This window comes from Frigoribacterium sp. ACAM 257 (assembly GCF_007954365.1).
In the GTDB taxonomy this organism is placed as follows: Bacteria; Actinomycetota; Actinomycetes; order Actinomycetales; family Microbacteriaceae; genus Frigoribacterium.
In genome coordinates, this window is sequence record NZ_VOLO01000004.1 from 36,609 (window position 1) to 53,305 (window position 16,697).

Here is a 16,697-nt window from a genome sequence, read left to right on the forward strand (position 1 = left end):
AGCGGAGCGGGCCCGAGCCGGCGGCGGAGGCGCTCGAGACCCGTCAGCCCAGCACCTCGACCTGCAGGAGGCGGAGGTCGCCCACCGCAGTCAGCCTCACTCCGTGCACGTCAGCGTCCGCACCCGGCGCCGCACCCGGCGACGCGGGCGGCGACACGACGGGCGCTCGGAACACCCTGGTCTGCCCTGGCCGATCGAAGACCTCTTCCTCCCGGTGGTCGACACCTGCCGACGTCGAGGCCGCTCCCCCTCCGTCGAGCGCCTCGAGGGTCCACGAGAACGCCCCGGGCTCCTCGACCGTCACCGTGTAGAGACCCACGGAGGCGACGGGCGTCGCGAAGTCGAGCTCGACGGCCTGCCCCGCCGCGACGCGCACAGGGCGTGCGGCCTCGTCGTCCACGAGCGCGGCGGCGTGCCGGACGCCCGAGGCACGCCCGCCCGCCGTCGCGTCGCGGATCTCTCGCCGGTGTCCGTGCTGCTGCGACGCGGAGAAGGGCCTCGATGCGGCCGCCCACCCACAGGGCGTCGTCGACAGCTCGAACTCGATCGTCGCACCGGCCACGAGACGTGCGTGGTCGATGGACACGTCGTGCCACTCGACGCCGTCGACGAGCACCCGCCGGACGAAGCGTCCCCCCTCGTCGGGGTTCGTCACGACCAGCGTGATCGGGGGGCCGCCCTGCGGCCGCAGGACGGTGCGCTCGACCGCCGGGGGCAGCAGCAGGTAGCTGCCCGAGGCCGGCACCAACGGATAGAGGCCGATCGTGGCGAAGATCCACCACGCGCTCATCTCGCCGTTGTCCTCGTCGCCCGGGTAGCCCTGGCCGAGGTCGGATCCGACGAAGAGCCGGTCGAGCGCGTCCCGGACGACGCGGTGAGCGTCGTCGTGCCTCCCGGCGAACGCGTACATGAAGGGGATGTGGTGGGCCGGCTGGTTCGAGAGGCCGAGCATGCCGCGACGGACGTCGCGCGCCTCCGTCATCTCGTGGATGGCGAAGCCGTACGACCCCGACAGCGACGCCGCCCCGGTCTCCGGCTGGGCGAAGAACCGGTCGAGCGCGGCCCCGAGCGCCTCCTCGCCGCCGTGCAGCTCGGCGAGGCCCGCACCGTCGTGCGGCACAGTGAACGCCGTGCCCCAGGCGTTCGTCTCGGTGTAGTCGTGCCCCCACTCGGCCGGGTCGAAGCTCTCGGCGGGCACGCGCCACCCGCCGTCGGGGCGGCGACCGACGAAGAAGCCGCGGGCGCGGTCGAAGACGGTGCGGTACTGGGCCGACCGCCGGGCGAACCACTCCGCCTCGGCGCTCGCACGCTCGTGCTCCGGCGTGCCCGGCTCGTGGCGCGCGGCGACGAGGGCGGCGAGCCGGGAGGTCGACCAGTCGTTGATCGCCGCGTCGAGGGTCCACGACATCCCCTCGGGGGTGTCCGTGTCGACCCAGCCGCGGAACAGCCCGGGGTGCAGGCCCTTGCGGCCGACCCGGCGGTCGGTGGGCGGCACCGTCGCGTTCGTGACGGCGCTCGCGTAGGCCTGCTCCAGGTCGAGCCCGGGCACGCCCTTGACGAGCAGGTCGGCGAAGACGGTGTCGCTGGTCGTGCCGGTCATCACGTCCTCGGCGCCGGGCGCGCTCCAGCGCGGGGTCCACCCGCCGTCGAGGTGGTGCTGCACGAAGCCCTGGGCGAGCGCGCCCGCCGACGACGGCGTGAGCAGGCCGAGCAGGGGCCAGGCTGTGCGGTAGGTGTCCCAGAAGCCGTTCGTCGACGAGTACGGCCCGACGACGACCTCGGCGGCGGCGACGGCGCCTGCCCCGGCACCGGGACCGGCCTCGGCGCCCGGGGCGGCGTCGCGGATCGGCGAGGACAGCACGCTGCCGTACGGGCTGCGCGACCGCGCCGGCCCGCCCGCCGGGGACTCGCCGTGCCGGGTCGGGAACGAGAAGAGCCGCGCGAGTCCGCTGTACAGCGACACCCGCTGGTCGAGCGTCGCGCCGCGCACCTCGACCGTGTCGAGCGCCTCGGCCCAGCGTCGCTCCGCCTCTGCGCCCATCTCGTCGAATCCGCCTGCCGCCGCCAGGTTCACCCTCGCCTCGTCACGGCCGACCGTCGAGATGCCCAGCAGCACGTCGACGGGCCCCGAGGAGGCGTCGACCACGACCCAGCCCCGCAGCCGGCCGCTCCGGACCGTCAGGTGCTCGCGAGGGTCGTCGTGCGTCGCCGGGCCGACGCGCAGGTGCACGAAGTGCGGCGGAGTCTCCGGCCGGTCGTCGAGGACGAGGTCGACGACCAGGTCGTCGCCCTCTCGCACCAGCGACACGTCGGCCACGGTGCCGTGGTGGTCGAGCACGACGGAGGAGGTCGGGCCCGCGAACGAGAAGCGCATCCCGAGCGCGAAGTCGCCGGCGGTCAGCGCCGCGTCCACTCCCCCGTCGAGCCGGACCCGGTACAGGTGCGGCCAGTCGACCTCGTCCGCGTGGTCGAAGCCGAGCGCCCGCCCCGTCGGCGAGACGTCCGGCTGTGCGGAGGGGCTCGGCATCACCTGGAACACGCCGCGGTCGCCCATCCACGGACTCGGCAGGTGCGAGGTCGCGAAGGCCTGCAGCGTGGGGCGGTTGTCGCTCGCCCGGTTGTGCTCGTGCCAGGAGTAGGGCCAGTCCGACTTCGTGGCGTCGGTGGTCGGCAGGCCGAGGACGCCCCCGTGGGGCACCGAGACGTGCGGTGCCGTGTTGCCGCGCGAGAACCGGCCGGAGGACTGCGTGCCCCGGGTGGTGCGAACGTGGTCGAGCGGCGTGGCCGGCTCGACGGGACGCGGCGCGATGCCGACGTCGTCGACGAAGACGACGAGGTCGCGCGCGGCGGACGCCCTGGCCGTCACGACGACGCGCTGCACGCGGCGGCCGGCGCACGGGCCGAGGTCGACGGTCCGCAGGTTCCACTGGTCGACCCAGAGGCGCTCGGCGGCCGCCTGGTCGTCGGGGCCGAGGCGGCCGCCGTACTGGTCGACCGCCTCCGGGAGGTCGGTCAGCCAGCCGCCGTCGTCGAACTGGACGTCGAGCGCGACCGCCGTCGCGTCCCAGAGGCTGTCGAAGGGCGCGTCGGCCCCGACCGGGCAGACCTGCCAGCTCAGCTGGTCGAGCACGTCGACGGGGTGCCCGGTCGCGACCGGGAGGTCGGCCCGGACGAGGCCGGCGCCGGCGTCCACGTCGAGGCGCCACGCCTCGAGCGACGTCGCGCCGACCCCCGGCCTCGCGGCGACCGGCGCGGACGGGCCCCCGTCGCGACGCAGGGCGCCGAGCTCGACGACGCCGTCGGGCCGCGTCTCGCCCGTCACGAGCTGGCGAGCCCGAAGCGCAGGGTGCGCACCTCGAAGCCGCCCAGGGCGAGCTCGACGGACCCGTCCTCGCCGAGCCCGTCGGCACCGGCACCGGCACCGGCACCGGCACCGGACAGTGCGCCCTCGAGCAACGAGACGGCCTCGACGCCCGTGACCTCGGCGTCGACCCGGACGGTCGCGCGCACCCGGCGGCCGACCGGCTCCCAGAGCCGGACGACGAGGTCGCCCGACCGGTCGTCGGCCAGCTTGACGCTCGACACGAGCACCCCCTCCGACGCCGTGACGAGGGGCAGGACGCCCCTCGCCCCGGTCGTCGTCGTCCGGTCGACGTTCATCCAGATCCCCTCGGCCGTCGCGCCGGCGAGGTCGGTGCCGATCACCAGGCCGAACCGGTGGGTCTGCGTGCCCTGGTCGGTCGCCGGGTCGGGGAACCTCGGCGCCCGCAGCAGCGACAGGCGCACCGTCGTGCTGACGGCCCCGTCGTCGCTGTCGCGGGTGGTGTCGAAGCCGTAGGCCGAGTCGTTGACGAGGGCGACGCCGAAGCCGGGCTCGTCGACCAGCACGAAGCGGTGCATCGAGGTCTCGAACTTCGCCGCCTCCCACGAGGTGTTGACGTGGGTGGGCCGCCGGACGGCGCCGAACTGCGTCTCGGCCGTCGTGTGCTCGGCGCGGACGTCGAGCGGGAACGCGACCTTGAGGAACTTCTCGGTCTCGTGCCACTCGGTCTGCTGCGCCCACTCGAGCGTGCGACGGCCCGGCGCGAGGGTGAGGGTCTGGACAGCGGACGACGCGGAGAACGAGCGTCGGACAACGATCTGCACCGTGCCCGTCTCGTCGACCCGCGCCTCCATGCCGTCGAGCTCGCGCAGGTCCGTCACCGTGTTGCGGTAGTACCGGTCGACGTCCCACGCGTCCCACATGTTCGGGAAGTCCTGGTGCAGCTGGAGCAGGCCGGCGACCTGCCCGGGCGCGACGGCGTCACGGCCGGTCGCGAGGTCGACGGCGGAGACGACGAGACCCTGCGCGTCGACCACGACCCGGACCAGCTCGTTGGTCAGGACGAAGCCGCCGTCGCGGGCGACGAGCTCGACCGGGCGCACGTCGCGCGGCCCGACCACCCGGGCGGAGAACGCGGCCACGCCGTCGCGGGCGACCGGCGACGAGTTGACCTCGATCTCGAGGTCGCCCTCTCCGACGAGGGCGGCCTGCGACCGCTCGACGATCGCCCTGGTGGCGGCCTCGACGCGGGCGTACTCCGCGACGGCCTCTCGGTGCACCCACGCGATCGACGTCCCCGGCAGGATGTCGTGGAACTGGTGCAGCAGCACCGTCTGCCAGAGCGAGTCGAGCTCGTCGTACGGGTAGTCGGCACCGGTGCGCACCGCCGCGGCGGTCGCCCACAGCTCGGCCTCGACCAGGAGGTGCTCGGTGCGCCGGTTGCCCTGCTTGGTCCGGTGCTGCGAGGTCAGGGTCGCCCGGTGCAGCTCGAGGTACAGCTCGCCCACCCAGACGGGCGGGTCGACGAGCTCGCCCCTGGCCCGCTCGAAGAAGACGTCGGGGTGCTCCCAGGCCACCCGCGCGCTGCCCTCGAGGTCGGCCAGCCTGGCGGCCTTGCCCGTCATCTCACGAGTCGTGCCCCCGCCGCCGTCGCCCCAGCCGACCGGGGCGATCGAGCCGCTGGCGAGCCTGTTCTCGCGGAACTGCACCGACGCCTTGGCAACCTCGGCCCCGGACAGCTGGGAGTTGTAGGTGTCCATCGACGGGAAGTGGGAGAAGGTGCGCGACCCGTCGATCCCCTCCCACTCGAAGGTGTGGTGGGGGAACTTGTTGACCTGGTTCCAGGAGATCTTCTGCGTGAAGAACCACCGGAACCCGGCGCGGTTCATCAGCTGCGGCAGGGCGGGCGAGTACCCGAAGCTGTCGGGCAGCCAGACTCCGGCGGGGCGGATGCCGAACTCGCGCTCGAAGAACCGCTGGCCCTGCGAGAACTGCCGCACGATCGACTCGCCGGAGGGCATCACCGTGTCGGACTCGACCCACATGCCGCCGAGCGGCAGGAACCGGCCGGCCTCGACGGCGGCGACGACACGCGCCCACACCTCGGGGCGGTGCTCCTTCACCCAGGCGTACTGCTGGGCGCTCGACATGCCGTAGACGAAGTCGTCGGTCTGGTCGATGAGCTCGGTCACCGACGACGCCGTGCGGGCCACCTTGCGGATGGTCTCGCGCACCGGCCACAGCCACGCAGAGTCGATGTGCGCGTGCCCCACCGCCGAGATCCGGTGCGCCGACGCCTCGGCGGGCGACGCGAGCACCGGTGCCAGGGCGGCCCTCGCGGCGGGCGCCGTCGCGACGAGGTGCTGCAGGTCGAGCGCGTCGAGGGCGTCGTCGAGGGCCTGGAGCACGCGCATGCGCCGGGGCCCCTGAGGCAGCTCGGCCTGGAGCTCGAGCAGCACCTCGACGTCGAGCGCCAGCTCGTGCAGCTCCGACTCGAACAGGGCGAGGTCCATCCGTCGGCTCGTGTAGAGCGGACGGGGCGACGAGGTCTGCACGTCGCCCTCGTCGGTCGGCAGGAAGGGGTGGTAGTCGAGCAGCACCGGGTTCGACGCGCACTCGACGAACCACTCGACCTGCTCGCCGGCTCTCGCCTCGTCGCTGACGAGCACCCACTGGTTGCGCGGGTTGATCGACTTCACCGGCGTGCCGTCGGCTCGGTAGACGAGGCCCTCGCACTGGAATCCCGGCATGTTGACGTCGAACCCGAGGTCGACGACGGCCTCGACCCGACGCCCGGCCCAGTCGGCCGGGACGGTGCCCCGCAGCCGGAACCAGGTCGTGCCCCAGGCCGCGCCCCACGGGCTGCCGACCTCGTAGGGCTCGTAGCCGAGCGCGAGCCCCTCGGTCGGCGGCACCGGCTCGCCCGGCAGCACGTGCCAGGCGACCTCGAGCGGCACCGACGTCGCGTGCACGGCCGGGACGATGCGCTCGTCGAGCACCCGGCGGGCGCGTCCGATGGTCAGGGGGATGTCGTCGTGCATGGTGGCCTCTCGCTGGGCGTCACGGATCTGGTCAGGTCGGGTCTCGGTCGTTCGGTCGGGGCAGCTCGGGCGGTCAGCTCCAGCAGACCACAGCTCACCGCAGCGTGGCGGGGTGCGCGGCCGCCAGGGGGACGGATCCGCGCCCGGTCGTCCTGTGGAGGGTCCGCACTCCCCTCGCCTCGAGGAGGCGCTGGTCGCCGAGCCGGGACGCCAGCACCACCTGGGGCCCGCGTCCCGTGCTCTCGGCCAGGCGCAGCCAGGCGGACGAGAACGCCCCGCCGGGGGCGCAGGAAGCCCGGTGCCCCGGCGCGGGCGACCCGTCGGGGGCGACGTCGTCGAGCACGAGCGCGTCCGGCACGGGGACCGGGGCCCGCCGGCTCCTCAGCTCGGCGGCGACCTCGGCGAACCGGCGGCCGGTCGGCTTGAGCACCCCGTCGGCCGTGAAGAGCCCCAGGTCGTGCTCGAGGTCGGGGAAGTCGCTCAGCGTGCGCGACACGTCGTGCGAGCACCACCAGGTCACGCCCCAGACCCCGGGGACGTCGGCCGCGTGGCGCAGCGTCCCCTCGACGAAGTCGGGGCCGTCGGCCACGGGCACGACGTTGGTCGGCGAGCCCACCTCCTGCAGCCAGCTCGGCCGGCCGGGGTCGCGGTTCCACGCCGCTGCGAGCTGCAGCAGGTACTCGGCGTGCCGCGCCGAGCCGGGGCCGAGCGCGCCCGCGAGCTGTGCGGCCCCGTTGAACACCCACGAGTGCGTCACCGTGAGGTCGCCGTGGTCGGCCGCGTGGGCCGGCTCGAAGGGCTGCCGGTCGTCGTACCAGGCGGCGTCGTACATCGCGTGGGTGACCGACGGGACCCGACCCGAGGAGGTGCCGCCCGCCTCCTCCAGGCCCTCGCGCGCCGCGCTCGTCATCGTCTCGAGCCAGGCCGAGGCCCCCGCCGTGTCGACGGGGTGAGGCGTCGGGTGCGGCGGCCCGGCGAACTGGTTGAGCTCGTTGCCGACCGTGACGCCGACGAGGGAGTCCCGGCCTCCAACCGTGCGCGCCAGGGCCCTGACGTAGTCGGCCGTGGAGGCGACGACGTCGGGATCCGTGAACAGGTTGCGCCGGTGCCAGCTCTCGAGCCACGACGGCACGAAGTCGAAGCTCGACAGGTGGCCCTGCACCGCGTCGACGCTGGTGTCGAGCCCCGCGGCGGCCGCCAGGTCGACGACCGTCGCCACGTCGTCGAGACCGCGGCGCCGGATCAGCGTGCGGTTCGGCTGGACGAGCGGCCACACCGGGAACACGCGGACGTGGTCGACGCCGAGCGACGCGATCTGCTCGAGGTCGCGGGCGACGGCGTCGACGTCGAAGTCGAGCCACGAGTGGAACCAGCCCTGGGAGGGCGTGTAGTTGACCCCGAACCGCATCAGCCCTTCACGCCTCCCTCTTCGAGGCCCTTGAAGAAGAACCGCTGCAGCACCGCGAAGACGATCGCGATCGGGATGAAGGCGATCATCGTGCCGGCGGCGATCAGCCGCTGGTCGTTGCTGAAGGTGCCGGCGAGGTACTGGAGGCCGATCGTGAGGGTGAAGTTGTCGGGCGTCGTCAGCACGATCAGGGGCCAGAGGAAGTCGTCCCACGCGCCGATGAACGAGAAGATCGCGACGACCGCGATGGTGCCCCGGACGGCGGGCAGCGCGATCAGGCGGAGGCGCTGCCAGGCGTTCGCGCCGTCCATCACCGCCGCCTGGTCGATCTCGTCGGGGATCTGCCGGAACGCGTTGAACATCAGCAGCACGTTGAGGGCGGCGATCATGCCCGGCAGCGCGACGCCCACGAGGGTGTCCGCGAGGCCGAGGTCGCGGATCGTCAGGAACTGCGACACGATCGTCACCTCGCCGGGCAGCACCAGGGTCGCCAGGAACAGCCCGAGCACGATGCCCCTGCCCTTGAACCGCAGCCGCGCGATCGCGAAGCCGGCCAGCGTCGCGAAGATCACGTTGCCGCCGACGTCGATCGCCGCCACGACCAGCGAGTTGCCGATGTAGCTGAAGACGGGGATCGCGTCGGCCACCTTCAGGTAGTTCTCGATGGTCGGCTGCGACGGGACGAAGCTCGGCGACCGCGTGTAGATGTCCTCCCCGCTGCCCTTGAGCGAGGTCGAGAACTGCCAGAGGAACGGGCCGATGCAGATCACCAGCACGAAGAGCAGCAGCACGTAGCGCAGCACCCGCTCGCCGGCCCCCATCGAGTCGATGCCGCGGCGGGGACGGCGCCCCCGTGGCTGCCGGGGCGGGACGCCGTCGGGTCCCGGGGCGGCAGCGCCCCGGGCGCCGTCGAGCACGGGCTCGGGCGTGGTCGTCGTCGTGCTCATCGGTCTGCCTTGCTGTTGATGCGGGCGAGGGCGATCATCGGCACGAGCGTGACGACGAAGAGCAGCAGGCTGAGCGCGGAGGCGTAGCCCAGGTTGCCGGTGAAGCCGCGGGCGTACTGCTGGATGAGCATCACGAGCGACTGCACCTGGCCGCCGGGGCCGCCGGTGCCGTTCGTGAGGATGAACAGCTCGGAGAACACCCGCAGCGCCGAGACGCAGACGAGGATCGCGATCAGGGTCATCGCACCGCGGACGCCGGGCACGGTGACGCTGAAGAAGCGCCGGATCGCCCCGGCCCCGTCGATCGCGGCGGCCTCGTGGAGTTCTTTGCCGACGTTCCCGAGGGCGGCCAGGTAGATGATCATGTAGTACCCGAGCCCCTTCCAGACCGTGAGGCTGATGGCGCTGAAGAGCAGCAGCCACCGGTCGGTCAGGAAGGGCAGCGGGCCCTGGATCACCTGCAGGGCCTGCGCCATCTCGTTGATGATGCCGCGGTCGTCGAGGATCCAGGTCCAGATGAGGCCGACGACGACCGCCGACGCGATGACCGGGGTGTAGAAGGCGGTGCGGAAGAACGCGATGCCCGGCATGTTCTTCTCGACGAGCGTCGCGATGAACAACGGCAGCAGCGTCAGCAACGGCAGGCAGACCGCCATGTAGACGACGCTGTTGAGCAGCGCCAGCCACACCTGGGGGTCGCCCAGCAGGGTCTCGAAGTTCTGCAGCCCGACGAAGTCGGTCACGCCCCCGAGCGGGCTCGCGTTCGTGAACGACAGCCTGACGGTGTTGATCGACGGCCAGAGGCTGAAGACCAGCAGCCACAGCAGTGCCGGCCCGACCAGCAGCCAGGGCGTGAACCAGCGGTTCGCTCTCATGACGACCTGCTCCGGCTAGCCGTTGGCCAGGAGCTGGTTCATCTTCTGCTGGGCGGTGTCGAGCGCCTCCTGGGCCGTGACGTCGCCCTTCATCGCCAGCGCGATCTGCTGGTCGAGGAACTGCGTCATGGCCGAGTTGGCCTCGACCGGCGAGAGGTTCTCCGCCGTCTTCAGCGACTCGAAGGCGAGCGCCCTGGCCTTGCCGTCGACGGTGCCGTCGTCCTCGGAGAAGTACGGGTCGGACGCCGAAGCGGTCGTCGACGGGAACACGTTGACGATGTGGCCGAACGCGGCCTGGTTCTCCTCGTTCGTCATGAAGGCGGCGAACGCGGTGGCCGTCGCGAGCTCCTTGCTCTTCGCCGAGACGCTCAGCCCCTGCACGTAGAGCGGCGGGGTGTCGAGCGCGGGCGACACGACGACCTCGCCGTCGAGGCTCGGGTTGTTCGTGACGAAGTCGCTCAGCGACGAGGCGCCTCCGGTCGTCCAGGCCACCTTGGCCTGGGTGAAGAGGGTCGAGTTGCCGAGGTACTCGCTGGTGAGGACCGACGGCGGCAGGTAGCCCTCCTGGTACGCCTCCGCGTAGCGGTCGATCAGGTCGGCCGAGGCGTCGTCGTCGGCGAAGACGAACTCCGAGCCGTCGTCGCTGACGACCTGGGCGCCGGCCAGGCTGAAGTCGCTGAGGCCGGGCTTGCGGCTCATCAGGTAGTCGTCGGGGCAGGCCTCGTGCATCGTGGCCGCCTGGGTGAAGAGCTCGTCGGTGTCGGCGGGCACCGCCGTGGAGTCGAGGCCACAGGCGTCCATCCGGGCGGCGTTCCAGTAGTTGACGTCGGTGTTGAGGTACCACGGGTAGCCGTAGACCCCGTCGACGCCGTTGTACTCGTAGGCGTCGAGGGCTCCCGAGACGTACGTGTCGTCGAGGGCGTCGTCCGCCTGCGAGATGTCGTAGAGGAACCCGCGCTTCGCCAGCGGCAGCGCGATGTCGGGCGGCAGGTTGATCACGTCGGGCAGCGTGCCCGAGCTCGCCTGGCTGAGCACCTTCTCCGCGTAGCCGTCGCCCGGCTGGTCGACGAGCTTCACCTCGGTGCCGGGGTTGGCCTCCTCGAACGCGGCGGCGACGCCGTCGAGGTAGTCCGTGTAGGTCGGGGTCAGCGACCAGGTCTGGACCGTGATGGTGCCGTCGACGGGCCCGTCGACGTCACTGCCGGCGCCGCCTCCCGCACCGCCCGAGCAGCCGGAGAGGACGAGCGCGGAGGCCGCGGCGACGGCCGCGACGACGAGGGCGGGCCGCCGGCCGGACAGGCCGGGGAGGCGGCGGGAAGGGGAGGTGGGGGTGGGCAGCATGACGTCGGACTCCTTCGTTCGCGGTCGTGCGGGGTGAGGCGCTGAAGCGGTACAGGCGACGGAGCCCGGTCGAGCTCCGTCGCGGGCCGGTGTCGTCATCGTGAAGCACTAAAGCGCTATAGTCAAGCCTCGTCCTCCATGATGAGGCCATGACCGATCCCGGAGGACCGCCCGTGACCCAGCCCCGGCGAGCCACCATCGGCGACATCGCGGCCAGGGCGGGCGTCTCGATCGGCGCGGTGTCGTTCGCGCTCAACGACCGCCCCGGCGTCTCGGCCGAGACGCGGAGCCGCGTCAAGGCGATCGCCGCCGAGCTCGGCTGGCGCCCCCACTCCGCCGCCAGGGCGCTGAGCGGCGCCCGTGCCGGTGCCGTCGGCTTCGTGCTCAACCGACCTGCGCGGGCACTCGGCACCGAGTCGTTCTTCGGCGACCTGATCTCGGGCATCCAGCTGGGGCTGACGAGCGCAGGAGGCGGTGGCCGGGACGGCTCCGCGCCCACGTCGCACGTGGCGCTCAACCTCCTCGTGGCCCGCGACCTCGACGAGGAGGTCGAGGTCTACCGCGAGTGGTGGAGCGGACACCGGGTCGACGGCGTCCTCGTGATCGATCCCCGGGAGGACGACCCGCGCCTCCGGCTGCTCGAGGCCATCGGCATGCCGTTCGTGGTGATCGGGTCGCACCCCTCGACCACGGGAACAGGCCCGTCCGTCTGGATCGACGACGTCGCCGCGGCCGACACCCTCTTCGGCTACCTGCACGCGCTCGGGCACCGGCGGTTCGCCCACGTGGCCGGCCGGGCCGAGTTCGAGCACACGGCACTGCGGCAGGCCGCCCTCGCGGAGTTCGCGCGCTCTGCCGGGCTCGAGACGGCGGAGACGATCACGACCGACTACTCGGCCGCCGCAGCCGCGGACGCGACCCGGCGCCTCCTGTCGCTGCCGGTCCGCCCCAGCGTCATCGTCTACGACAACGACGTGCTCGCGGTCTCCGGCCTGGGGGTCGCCGCCGAGATGGGAGTGGACGTGCCCGGCGACCTCTCGGTCGCCTCCTTCGACGACTCGGTGATGGCGCAGCTGGTGCGCCCAGCGCTGACGACGCTGACCCGCGACACCGTCGAGCTCGGCGAGCGCGCCACCCGGCTGCTGCTCGACCAGCTCACGTCGCCGGAGCGGCTCGCGTCGCGGCCCGGGCCCGCGCTGACGCTGACCGTGCGCGCGTCGACGGCGCCGCCGCGGCGCTGAGCGCGAGGCGCGGCGGCGCCCGCACCTCGCACCTCGCTCGCGCCGGGCACGCGCGACACCCCCGATCGTGCAGCACACCCTCGGGTTCGGGGGCGTGCTGCACGATCAGGGGTGCGGCGCGAGGCGGGGCCCGCCGGGCCGCGCCCGGGAGGGCCGGGCTCAGCGCAGCTCGACCTCGACGCCGACCACGCGCGCGTCGTCCAGCGAGACGAGGTGCACCGGCCCGGTGATGGCGAGCGCCGCCTCCGTCTCGCGCTCGGCGCACGAGGCGCCGACCCAGAGCTCGACGGCGCCGGGCTCGACCACGCGGCGCATCCGGCGGTCGCTGAACGCGAGCCGCTGCGTCGGCACGCGGAACGTCACCTGGGCCTCCTGCCCCGGCTCGAGGGCGACCCTGGCGTAGCCGAGCAGCTGCGCGACGGGCCGGGTGACCGAGGCGACGACGTCGTGCGCGTAGAGCTGCACCACGTCGGTGCCGGCGCGGCCGCCCGTGTTCCGCACCGCCACGGTCGCCGTGAACGCGCCTCCTGCGGGCACCTCGCCCGAGCCCGCGCCCGCGCCCGCGCCCTCCCCCTCGACGACGAGCCCCGACCGCTCGAACGTCGTGTACGAGAGGCCGTGGCCGAACGGCAGCACCGGGGTGCTGTCGGCGCTCGTCACGTCGCTCGGGCCGCCGAGCGGCGGGTGCAGGTACGAGAACGGCTGGGCGCCGGCCGACCGCGGCAGCGAGACCGGCAGCCGGCCCGACGGCACGACGCTGCCCGAGAGCACGCCGGCGATCGCGGGGCCGCCCTCCTCCCCCGGGAAGAACGCCTGCACGACCGCCGCCGGGGCACTCGACCCGGAGACCGCCCAGCCGATCGCGTACGGACGACCCGACAGCACGACCAGCACGACAGGGGTGCCGGAGGCGACGACCGCCTCCACGAGGTCGCGTTGCAGGCCCGGCAGCTCGAGGCTCTCGACGTCGTTGCCCTCGCCGACCGTGCCGCGGCCGAAGAGGCCGGCACGGTCGCCGACGACCACGACTGCGATGTCTGAGCCGGCCGCCTCACGGACCGCCTCGTCGATGCCCGAGCGGTCGTCGCCCTCGACGGCGCCCTCGACCTCGCAGCCGCGCACGACGACGAGCTCGCTGCCCGGCAGCTCCTCGCGGAGCGCCTCGACGACCGTCGGCACGGCGATGCCCGTCGGCACCCCGGGGTGGTGCGCCAGCACGTGGTTGACGAACGAGTAGCAGCCCATCAGCGCCTCGGTGCTGTCGGCGTTCGGCCCGATCAGCGCGACGCGGGCCGGGCCGGCAGCCGCAGCCGCACCGGCACCGGCACCGGCACCGGCCAGCGGCAGCACCCCGTCGTTCGTCAGCAGCACGACCGACTCGTCGGCCAGGCGACGGGCGACGGCACGGTGAGCCGGGCTGTCGAGGTCGATCTCGGTCGGCGGCCCGGCGGCCTCCGCGGCGTCGAGGGCGGCCTCGTCGAGCAGGCCGAGCTCCTCCTTCTGCGCGAGCACGCGGGCGACCGAGAGGTCGACGAGCGTCTCGTCGACGAGCCCGGCCCGCACGCGCTCCGCGAGCGGGGCGAGGTAGGCGTCGCCGGTGGGCAGCTCGACGTCGATGCCCGCCTCGAGCGCGAGCGCGGCGGCCTCGCCGCGGTCGGCGGCGACGGCGTGCATCACCTCGAGGAAAGCCACCGCGAAGTAGTCGGACACGACGACGCCGTCGAAGCCCCACTCGCCGCGCAGCAGGTCGGTCAGGTACTCGGGAGTCGACCCGACGGGCACGCCGTCGACCTCGGCGTACGAGTTCATCACCGATCGCACCCCGCCGTCGCGCACGGCCATCTCGAACGGCGGCAGCAGCACGTCGGCGAGGTAGCGCGGCCCGACGTTCGCGGGGGCGTGGTTGCGGCCCGCGTCCGAGAGCGAGTACCCGACGAAATGCTTGAGCGTGGCGTGCACCCCGGCCAACTGCAGGCCGCGCACGTAGGCGGTGCCGATGGTGCCCACGACGTACGGGTCCTCGGCGATGCACTCGTCGACGCGGCCCCACCGCGGGTCGCGGACCACGTCGAGCACCGGTGCGAGGCCCTGGTGCACGCCCAGCTCGCGCATCGAGCCGCCGATCAGCGTCGCCATCTGCTCGACGAGGTCCGGATCGAAGGAGGCGCCCCACGCGAGGGGCGTCGGGAACGTCGCGGCCTGCCAGGCGGCCAGGCCGGTCAGGCACTCCTCGTGCACGATCGCCGGGATGCCGAGACGGGTCTCGGACCGCAGCCGGCGCTGCTCCGCCCACAGCCAGGAGGCGCGCTGCACCGGGTCGACCGGTCGCGTCCCGTAGACCCGGGTCAGGTGGCCGAGGCCGTGCTGCGTCGCCGCTCCGTAGTCGTCGCTGGGGGTCATCGCGCCCTGCATCGGCGCCACGGCGCCTCCGCCCTGGTCGACCCACCAGCCGACCAGCTGGGCCAGCTTCTCGTCGAGTGACATGTCGTCGAGGAGGCGGCGGACGCGGTCGCTGAGGGAGTCGCCGGTCGCGCTCGTCTCGTGCTGCATCTCGATGGTCATCCCTTCACCGCCCCCGTCAGGCCGCCGACGATGCGGCGCTCGAACAGGCTGAAGAAGATCAGCGCGGGCAGCATCGACAGCGCCGTGAAGGCGAGCACCCGTGCCGTGTCGACCGAGTACTGCGACGAGAACGCCTGCACGCCGAGCGGCAGGGTGAACGTCGACGGGTCGTTGAGGATGAACAGCGGCAGCAGGTACGAGTTCCACGCGCCGATGAAGGCGAGGATGCCCACCGTGATCACGCCGGGCAGCGACAGCCGCACCACCATGCGGAAGAAGAAGCCGAGGCGGCTGCAGCCGTCGATGAACGCGGCCTCCTCGATCTCGTCGGGGATCGCGCGGAGGAACGGCACGAGGATGATGATCGTCGTCGGCAGCGCGAACGCGATCTGCGGCAGGATCACCCCGGCCAGCGAGTTCGTCAGGCCCAGGTCGCGGATCACGAGGTAGAGCGGCGTGATCGCGACGGTCATCGGGAACATCAGGCCGGCGGCGAACAGCGCGTAGAGCACGCCGCGACCCGCGAACCGGTAGCGCGCCAGCACGTAGCTCGCGGCGAGGCCGAGGGCGACCGTGCCGATCGTCGTGGCCCCGGCCGAGATGAGCGAGTTACCGACCTGCCGCCAGAAGGTGCCGCCGGTCAGCACGTCGAGGTAGTTGCCGACCTGCCAGGGGCTCGGGAAACCGGAGGGGTCGGTCGTGATCTGCGCGTTCGTGCGGAAGCCGCCGATCACGATGAAGGCGACGGGCGCGAGCATCGCGACGATGACGACCGCCGCGACCACGTACGCGACGCCGCGTCCGGGGTCGGCGATGCCGCGCCTCCTGCGGGTCGGCCGGTCGGCCGTCGGCCTGGGCGGGCGTGCTGACGCGCCCGTGCCTCCGCCGTCCGGGCCCGCAGCGCCGCGGGGGCGGGCGGGCAGGGTGCTCGCGGTCATGACTCGTCTCCTGACGTGGTGAGGGCGCCGGCCGTGTCGCGCCGCAGCACGAAGCGCTGGTAGACGAGGGCGACGACGAGCGAGATGAGGAACAGCACGACGGCGACGGCGTTGCCGTAGCCGTAGCTGCCCGAGGTGCGGCCGTTGGCGACCATGTACGTCGCCATCGTCGAGGTGCCTGCGGTGGCCGCGATGTACTGGCCCCAGATGATGTAGACGAGGTCGAACAGCTGCAGCGAGCCGATGATCGACAGGAACGCCCAGATCCGCAGGGTCGGGCCGAGCAGCGGCAGCGTGATGCGCCGCTGGATCTGCCACCAGCTCGCGCCGTCGATCGCCGCCGCCTCGCTGAGCTCCTCGGGCACGCCCTGCAGGCCGGCGAGGAACAGGATGACCGCGAAGCCGACGTACTTCCAGGTGATGATGACGAGCAGCGTCCAGATGGCGATGCTCGGGTCGGCGAGCCAGTCCTGCGTGAACGCGCCGAGGCCGACCTTCGTCAGCACGTCGTTGACGGCGCCGCTGCCCTGGAGCATCAGGCTCCAGCCGGTGCCGACGACGACCTCGCTGATGACGTAGGGCACGAAGATCAGCACCCGGATCAGCGACTGCCCGCGCAGCTTGCGGTTCAGCAGCAGCGCCAGGCCGATGGCGACCGGCCCCTGCAGCACCAGCGAGAGCACCACGATCGTGGCGTTGTGGCGCAGGGCGTCCAGGAACGTCGTGTCCTGGAAGATCGTCAGGTAGTTGCGGAACCCGACGAAGTCGGTCGGCGGGCCGAAGCCCTGCCAGCTGAAGAAGCCGTAGTAGGCGGCCATCACGATCGGGAAGACCACGAAGGCCAGGAAGACCACGAGGGCCGGGCCGACCAGCAGCGCGATCTCGAGGCCGCGGGCGCCACGCCCCTGCCGGGACACGGCCCGGGAGGCCGCCGGGGGCGAGGCGACTGCCTCGCCCCCGGCGGTGGCGTGAGCCCCGGCTGGTGCGGCGGGCCGCACGGGAGGTTCGCGGAGGCTCACGAG

At 73.0% G+C, this 16,697-nt stretch carries 10 protein-coding genes; 1 reads left to right on the forward strand and 9 read right to left on the reverse strand.

The window, feature by feature from the left end; genetic code table 11:
- Nucleotides 1-43: 43 nt before the first annotated feature.
- The 6 genes from ES689_RS12390 to ES689_RS12415 form a co-directional block, all read right to left on the reverse strand.
- Nucleotides 44-3,322, reverse strand: a complete 3,279-nt coding sequence (locus ES689_RS12390) for a GH92 family glycosyl hydrolase (protein WP_223269588.1) — start codon at nt 3,320-3,322, stop codon at nt 44-46.
- Nucleotides 3,319-6,363, reverse strand: a complete 3,045-nt coding sequence (locus ES689_RS12395; RefSeq protein ID WP_146905057.1) for a glycoside hydrolase family 38 C-terminal domain-containing protein — start codon at nt 6,361-6,363, stop codon at nt 3,319-3,321. The genes ES689_RS12390 and ES689_RS12395 overlap by 4 nt, the downstream gene beginning before the upstream one ends.
- Before the next feature lie 94 nt (nt 6,364-6,457).
- The gene (locus ES689_RS12400; RefSeq protein ID WP_146905060.1) at nt 6,458-7,771 is read right to left on the reverse strand and encodes a glycosyl hydrolase; all 1,314 of its coding nucleotides are present in this window, start codon (nt 7,769-7,771) and stop codon (nt 6,458-6,460) included.
- On the reverse strand, nt 7,771-8,718 hold the full coding sequence (locus ES689_RS12405; RefSeq protein WP_223269589.1) for a carbohydrate ABC transporter permease: 948 nt from the start codon (nt 8,716-8,718) through the stop codon (nt 7,771-7,773). The genes ES689_RS12400 and ES689_RS12405 overlap by 1 nt, the downstream gene beginning before the upstream one ends.
- Complete coding sequence (locus ES689_RS12410; protein WP_146905064.1) at nt 8,715-9,593, reverse strand: carbohydrate ABC transporter permease; 879 nt, start codon at nt 9,591-9,593, stop codon at nt 8,715-8,717. The genes ES689_RS12405 and ES689_RS12410 overlap by 4 nt, the downstream gene beginning before the upstream one ends.
- 15 nt (nt 9,594-9,608) lie before the next feature.
- Complete coding sequence (locus tag ES689_RS12415; protein ID WP_146905067.1) at nt 9,609-10,934, reverse strand: extracellular solute-binding protein; 1,326 nt, start codon at nt 10,932-10,934, stop codon at nt 9,609-9,611.
- A gap of 149 nt (nt 10,935-11,083) precedes the next feature.
- Here ES689_RS12415 and ES689_RS12420 point away from each other — a divergent pair, with 149 nt between their 5' ends.
- Nucleotides 11,084-12,175: a LacI family DNA-binding transcriptional regulator gene (locus ES689_RS12420; protein WP_223269590.1), complete on the forward strand. Its 1,092-nt coding sequence runs from the start codon at nt 11,084-11,086 to the stop codon at nt 12,173-12,175.
- A gap of 159 nt (nt 12,176-12,334) precedes the next feature.
- Here ES689_RS12420 and ES689_RS12425 read toward each other — a convergent pair whose 3' ends face one another.
- Genes ES689_RS12425 through ES689_RS12435 form a run of 3 tightly spaced genes read right to left on the reverse strand, consistent with a single transcriptional unit; the run spans nt 12,335 to nt 16,694 of the window.
- Nucleotides 12,335-14,737: a glycoside hydrolase family 3 N-terminal domain-containing protein gene (locus ES689_RS12425; protein WP_191330421.1), complete on the reverse strand. Its 2,403-nt coding sequence runs from the start codon at nt 14,735-14,737 to the stop codon at nt 12,335-12,337.
- Nucleotides 14,734-15,675: a carbohydrate ABC transporter permease gene (locus tag ES689_RS12430; protein ID WP_146905070.1), complete on the reverse strand. Its 942-nt coding sequence runs from the start codon at nt 15,673-15,675 to the stop codon at nt 14,734-14,736. Before ES689_RS12430 ends, ES689_RS12425 begins: the two co-directional genes overlap by 4 nt.
- Nucleotides 15,672-16,694, reverse strand: coding sequence for a carbohydrate ABC transporter permease (locus tag ES689_RS12435; RefSeq protein WP_123546985.1), 1,023 nt, complete (start codon nt 16,692-16,694; stop codon nt 15,672-15,674). The genes ES689_RS12430 and ES689_RS12435 overlap by 4 nt, the downstream gene beginning before the upstream one ends.
- Nucleotides 16,695-16,697 lie beyond the last annotated feature (3 nt).

Bases quoted from the DNA above. Each gene is read 5' to 3' on its own strand.
- ES689_RS12420 (WP_223269590.1), top strand. From the start codon at position 11,084: ATGACCGATCCCGGAGGACCGCCCGTGACCCAGCCCCGGCGAGCCACC.
- ES689_RS12410 (WP_146905064.1), bottom strand. From the start codon at position 9,593: ATGAGAGCGAACCGCTGGTTCACGCCCTGGCTGCTGGTCGGGCCGGCA.
- ES689_RS12395 (WP_146905057.1), bottom strand. From the start codon at position 6,363: ATGCACGACGACATCCCCCTGACCATCGGACGCGCCCGCCGGGTGCTC.
- ES689_RS12400 (WP_146905060.1), bottom strand. From the start codon at position 7,771: ATGCGGTTCGGGGTCAACTACACGCCCTCCCAGGGCTGGTTCCACTCG.
- ES689_RS12425 (WP_191330421.1), bottom strand. From the start codon at position 14,737: ATGACCATCGAGATGCAGCACGAGACGAGCGCGACCGGCGACTCCCTC.
- ES689_RS12430 (WP_146905070.1), bottom strand. From the start codon at position 15,675: ATGACCGCGAGCACCCTGCCCGCCCGCCCCCGCGGCGCTGCGGGCCCG.
- ES689_RS12405 (WP_223269589.1), bottom strand. From the start codon at position 8,718: ATGAGCACGACGACGACCACGCCCGAGCCCGTGCTCGACGGCGCCCGG.
- ES689_RS12415 (WP_146905067.1), bottom strand. From the start codon at position 10,934: ATGCTGCCCACCCCCACCTCCCCTTCCCGCCGCCTCCCCGGCCTGTCC.